The sequence below is a fragment of the Sphaerospermopsis sp. LEGE 08334 genome (genome assembly GCF_015207205.1).
Taxonomy (GTDB): domain Bacteria; phylum Cyanobacteriota; class Cyanobacteriia; order Cyanobacteriales; family Nostocaceae; genus Sphaerospermopsis.
The window spans coordinates 1-1,980 of sequence record NZ_JADEXH010000106.1 but is presented as its reverse complement, the minus strand read 5'-3'; the positions used below and the strand labels follow the sequence as shown (position 1 = coordinate 1,980).

Sequence of the window (1,980 nt, the reverse complement as noted above, 5' to 3'; positions counted from 1 at the left end):
CCCACATTCCGCACTTCAAAAAGTAGCATAATTTAACTACATTGACAGTCAATTAAAACTTAGGGTTTGAACAATTACGTATCAATGTAAAACAAAATTATGGACACACAAAGTAAAGCCTTTATTGGTGTTTAAAAGCTATTTCAAAAACAATATTTAATTCAAGTTGTGGAATCAGTTATCAAAAAGATAACCAATGAAATCGTAAAAATAGAGAGAAAAACTAAGATAATAAATAATATTTTTGGCAAGTAGTAGGTAGGAATTGCAAGATATGACAATGGGACTCCGTTAAATTAAGAATTCGTTGAAATCCTTGTGCCATCAAAAGATGAATACCTTGAAAGCACTGAAATATCCATCTTAATGTGGGAGATTCTGTAGGTTTATTCAGTTGATTTTTAACTGTGGCTTTTTGTGCCTTCAATGACATTCTTAATTGTCTTTGTCCTAAATTATAAACCAAAAGACATAATGCCATTAACATCATCATTGTCTCTACTCTTTGAGGATTTTTCACAAACAGACTATCCGCGAAAAATAACGGGTCTTTGATAAATCTAAATCCTCTTTCTGTAGATTGTTGTTCTTTATATATTTTGAGGATTTCTTCTGACTCTAATTCCTGAGCATCCAAAATATTGGTGGCTAAAATAAATCTGCCACACGAGTTTTGCTGTTGTGTAATTAACTCCTGATTTTCTCTTAATTTACATTTCACTCTATAAACTGCTGTTTTCCCTTGATTTAATGTCTCGGTAATTCGATAGTCTGATATTTGATGATATTTTAATTTAGCTGTTATTTCTTTGATTTTCAATTCGGCTAAAGATTTATCAGCAAATTCTTCCTGTTCTAATTTATCTACTTGTTTGTTAGCTTTTAATAACTCTTCTTGGATTTTTTTGTCTAGTTTATTTAAGTCTGCTTTTTTTCTCTCTACACTTTCTACTAATAACCATCTTTGCTCTATTCCTCCATAAGATACTTTCTCTTCGATATAGCTATAACCTTTGATTTTACAGGCTTTCATTTCATTCTTTATGGAGGCTTTCACTAAATTTTTTGCTTTTTTAATGGATAATGGTACTCGACTTATCCATTTCATGTTTGACATTAATTTTAAATTACTTTCGCTATATAATGCACTGTCAGCCACCATGATACTTTCAAAATCTATTTGTTTAGAATATTCTACTAAGATATGAGCAAATACTGCTTTATCTGATTCGTTTCCTGATGCTCCTCTAAAAAATAATGGTATATCCCCATCACTACTTACTATTAAATCTAATATACATTGTTTTAGGTCTGGGCGATGGTCACGAGAATATCCTTGTGTAATCATTATTGGATGTTCTCGATTTATTCCTAGTTCTTTCTCTAGATTATTTACGCAATTCTTATATTCCCCGTGTAAATGTAATGAGCTTGAGTCTAAATGGGAATATTTTGTGTCTATTCCATATTTCTTTACTACTTCTAAGGCAATGATTAAGAATAGTTTAGTTAATCCATATTTATAGAGTTTATCCATGACTCTACCTATTTTATCGTCGTTTAAATCTTCTGCTTTTATTCCTGTTCCTATTAGATGTTCTACGGCTTTGTCTTTAAAGAAATCTGGGAACAAATATAGTGGTCTTGAGACAAAGCCTAGTCCATTGAGAATGATTGCTTTGACTACTTCTCCTGTGTTTACTTTCTCTCTGATATCTATTGAAAATATCTCGTTGATTTTTTCTACTATTCCTATTTCATCTATTATTCCTGCGATTATTCCTAAGTGATCTATGTTTTTACTCTCAATTTCTTCTGTTTGGTAATTCATATTATGAAGGCATTTTTTGGTAATTCAGTCTCATTCTCTCATTTTTTCCTGAATTTATTCTCAATGCCCTATGAATTTCTCTTTAGTAGTCAAATGGGAATTAAAGTCTATATTTTTACTTTCTTTATTGCGTATTTATATTTAAGCCT

The 1,980-nt window shown here is 30.6% G+C and carries 1 protein-coding gene; it reads right to left on the bottom strand.

Annotation, left to right across the window (positions count from 1 at the left end; all coding sequences use genetic code 11):
- Positions 1–223 precede the first annotated feature (223 nt).
- A complete protein-coding gene (locus IQ237_RS25920) occupies positions 224–1,831 on the bottom strand; it encodes an IS1634 family transposase (RefSeq protein ID WP_194060111.1) in 1,608 nt (535 codons plus the stop codon).
- Between the last annotated feature and the right edge of the window lie 149 nt (positions 1,832–1,980).

Coding starts and splice junctions, on each gene's coding strand:
- IQ237_RS25920 (WP_194060111.1), bottom strand. CDS start 1,831: ATGAATTACCAAACAGAAGAAATTGAGAGTAAAAACATAGATCACTTA.